The 3,281-nt window shown below is 70.0% G+C and carries 3 protein-coding genes; 1 reads left to right on the top strand and 2 read right to left on the bottom strand.

The genetic code is table 11. The annotated features are described in order from the left end of the window. Nucleotides 1-248: 248 nt before the first annotated feature. A complete protein-coding gene (locus ACIBH3_RS35835) occupies nt 249-1,448 on the bottom strand; it encodes an IS110 family transposase (RefSeq protein ID WP_396316305.1) in 1,200 nt (399 codons plus the stop codon). A gap of 333 nt (nt 1,449-1,781) precedes the next feature. Between ACIBH3_RS35835 and ACIBH3_RS35830 the strand changes: the two genes are divergently transcribed. Beyond that, entirely contained in the window at nt 1,782-2,573 is a 792-nt protein-coding gene (locus ACIBH3_RS35830) for an IS5 family transposase (protein ID WP_396316304.1), read from the top strand. On the opposite strand, the gene ACIBH3_RS35825 is transcribed toward ACIBH3_RS35830, so the two are convergent. Beyond that, nucleotides 2,530-3,075 carry a hypothetical protein gene (locus tag ACIBH3_RS35825; RefSeq protein WP_396316303.1) on the bottom strand — a complete coding sequence of 182 codons (546 nt, stop codon included), beginning with the start codon at nt 3,073-3,075 and terminating at the stop codon, nt 2,530-2,532. The genes ACIBH3_RS35830 and ACIBH3_RS35825 overlap by 44 nt on opposite strands. Between the last annotated feature and the right edge of the window lie 206 nt (nt 3,076-3,281).

The raw sequence follows: 3,281 nt of genomic DNA, 5'->3' as shown, positions 1-3,281 counted from the left end.
CCGCAAGCCGGCGCCCCGCCACGACGTCGGCAAGACCGTCAAACGCGAACCCACACTCCAAGCCCATCTCGCCGCACGAGGTTAAAGATCAAGCTAAGTGGCTGTTGTCGTTCCGATCTTGAGGGGTGCCGGTCGAACGGGAGTCTCGATCGGGTGACTGTGGAGACAGCCGTGCATGAGAGCAGGGCCTCTTGGTAGCTCGAATGGTGTCGAAGCCAACGAGCGGTCCAGGAGTCTCAATGACGGAGTCAAGCCGTCTGCGTGACCGGATCGGGGGTGAAGACCCGGTTGTCGCGCAGGAGCGCCCACAGGACGCTGACGCGCCGACGGGCCAGTGCGATCAGGGCTTGCACGTGCTTGAGTCCCTCGCTGCGCTTCTTCAGGTAGTAGTCCCGATTGGGGCCGTCCTTGATGGCGCTGGTCTGCGCGGACAGGTAGAACACCCGTCGCAGGCGGCGGCTGTAGCGCTTGGGTCGGTGGAGGTTGCCGGTGCGGCGTCCGGAGTCGCGTGGCACTGGGACGAGGCCGGCCGCGGAGGCGAGGCGGCCGGCGTCGGCGTAGGCGGACAGGTCGCCGGCGGCGACGACGAACTCGGCGCCCAGGATCGGGCCGATGCCCGGCATCGACTCGATGATGTGCGCCTGCGGGTGGGTGTGGAAGGTCTCCTTGATCTGCTTGTCGAGACCGCTGATCCGCTCGTCCAGCGCGATGAGCTGGGTGGCGAGGTCGGCGACGATCGAGGCGGCGACGCTCTCGCCGGGCAGAACGGTGTGCTGGGCCTCGGCGGCCTCCAGCGCGGTGGCGGCGACCTTGTCCGCCGAGCGCACGCCGCGCTTGCGTAGCCACGACTCCAGCCGCGAGCGGCCGAGCCGACGTATCCCGGCCGGCGTCTGCCGGTGCGTCAGCAAGGTGAGAGCACCCTTGCTGGCGGACCAGTCGAAGGCCCGCTCCAGGGCCGGGAAGATCCCGGTCAGCACGTCGCGAAGCCGGTTGACCATCCGCACCCGGTCGGCGACCAGGTCGGCGCGGTGGGCGACCAGCAGCGCGAGATCGGAGACCAACTGGGCGGGCACGTCCACGGCGGCGAAGTCCCGTCGCACACGCGAGGTCTCCGCAATCACGAACGCATCGCGGGCGTCGGTCTTCGCCTCGCCCCGGTAGGCCCCGGCCATCCGGTTCACCGTACGACCCGGGACGTAGACGGGCTTCTGCCCATGCGAGGCGAGCAGGGCCAGCAGCAGCGCGGACGCGGTGCCGGACAGGTCGATCGCCCAGTCCACCGCCTCGGCCATGGCCAGCGCCTCGGCGATCGCTTCCAGGATCGCCGCCTCGTCGTTGTCGATCTTCTTCGACCAGACCTGGAACCCCAACTCGTCCACGGCAGCCGCCCAGTGGTGGCCCTTGCCCGCGTCGATCCCCACCCAGATCCGGGTCCGTCGCTCTGTCATCCGATGCTCCCCACGCCGAACCAGCACTCGTCGGCCCGAAGAACACCCCGCCGTCAGCTCCGTAAACAGCGACCAGGACGCAGATCTCAATCAGCGGTCAGGGCGCCCCGAAGAGCCGGACGGCCACTCCTGGAGAGCCACCAACGGCAAGCCCTGTTCAGCCACATCCGGCCCTCCCGGGCCGACCAACACCTTACGGAGGCCCTGTTATCGCATTTGTACGGCATCACCGGGGTGGAGTCCACTTCGGCCACTCTTGCGTGTGACTGTCTGGCTCACCGGTTCGGGAACGCCGGCGACCGCGGGGTTCGCGAGCGCCGGTATCCGTCGGACATGTCCGATGCGGAGTGGGCGGTGGTGAGGCCGCTGCTGCCGGTGCCGGGCTGGCTGCGCGGGCGGGGCGGGCAGCCGGAGGCGTACTGCCACCGCGCGATGTTGGACGCGGTCCGCTACCTGGTCGACAACGGAACGAAGTGGCGGGCCATGCCGGCCGACTTCCCGCCGTGGGACCGGGTCTACGCGTTCTTCCGCCGTTGGCGCGACCACGGTCTGGTCCGCGAGTTCCACGACCGGCTCCGCCGCAAGGTCCGCGAGCAGGCCGGGCGGGACCCGGAGCCGAGCGCGGGCGTGATCGACTCCCAGTCGGTCAAGGCGGACGCCGTCGTCGGCGCCGACAGCCGCGGCTTCGACGGCGGCAAGCTGATCAACGGGCGCAAACGGCACGTCGTGGTCGACACCCTCGGCCTGCTGCTGGCCGTGCTGGTCACCTCGGCGGACATCGGCGACCGCGCCGCCGCCCACGTCCTGTTCGCCCAGGTCGCCGCCGCGCACCACCTGCTGGCCCTGGTCTGGGCCGACGGCGGCTACACCGGCAGCCTCGTCGAGCACTGCCTGGCCGCCCTCGCCCTGGTCCTGGCGATCGTCAAGCGCAGTGACGACATGCGCGGCTTCGTCGTGCTGCCCAAGCGGTGGATCGTGGAGCGGTTCTTCGCCCACCTGATGCGAAGCCGCCGCCTCGTGCGGGACTTCGAGCGATCCACCGGCAGCGCGGAGGCGATGGTCTACTGGTCGATGACCCTGCTCATGACCCGCCGCCTGGTCCGGCCACGGCCTTCGCGAGCGTGAACCGGCCCGGCGCCGGCTCGGCCAGCCACCCGCGCGCTGTCAGCCGCTTCGCCTTCGACCGCAACGCCTCGATCTTCGCGGGCACCGGGTCCAGGCCGAAGCAGCCGGCCATCTCCTGGCACGTCAGCGGACCTTTACCGAGACGGTTGCGGTCCGCGAGAGCCTGCACGATGCGCTGGTAATCCGTCGACAGTGCCGACCAGGCCAGGCCCGCACGCCACATCGGCACCACCGATTTCGGCTTCGCCGCCTCCGAAGATGCACACACTGCCGGCGGTTCACCGCAATCCGACGGCTCCTCGGCGGCATCCGGGCCGGCGACGTCGCCTTCGCCCGGGGACAGCACCTCGCCGACGCGTGAACGGGCGATGATCCACTCGTTCCACTCCCGCTCGGCCACGACCAGCTCGGCCTGGATACGGTCCGCCTCCTCCCGCAGCGCGTCCACACGACGGCGAGCGGTCAGCTCACGCTCTTCCAGCAGCCCCACGACCGACGGCATCCCCGACCTCCACCAGAGCGACGACACGACACGTCACCACTCCCCGAGACCGCCGACCCCATGCCTGAACAGCGGAAACGCAGCCCTCAAGCCCGGAAAGACAACAGCCACTGACAGTGGTCCAAGGCCTGGATCCGTCGGCCGCCTGCGAGAGCGCCGCACCGCCGCGGCGCTCTCGCAGGCGGCCAGAACGTCGATCCTCTGAC

Origin of the sequence: Kitasatospora sp. NPDC050543, assembly GCF_044457565.1 — a bacterium.
Classification (GTDB): Bacteria; Actinomycetota; Actinomycetes; order Streptomycetales; family Streptomycetaceae; genus Kitasatospora.
Note: the sequence above shows the minus strand (reverse complement) of the source record. Positions and strands in the feature narration are given on the sequence as shown.

What these genes read in the sequence shown, in the direction of transcription:
- ACIBH3_RS35835 (WP_396316305.1), bottom strand. Translation starts at nt 1,448, where the DNA reads ATGACAGAGCGACGGACCCGGATCTGGGTGGGGATCGACGCGGGCAAG.
- ACIBH3_RS35825 (WP_396316303.1), bottom strand. Translation starts at nt 3,075, where the DNA reads ATGCCGTCGGTCGTGGGGCTGCTGGAAGAGCGTGAGCTGACCGCTCGC.
- ACIBH3_RS35830 (WP_396316304.1), top strand. Translation starts at nt 1,782, where the DNA reads ATGTCCGATGCGGAGTGGGCGGTGGTGAGGCCGCTGCTGCCGGTGCCG.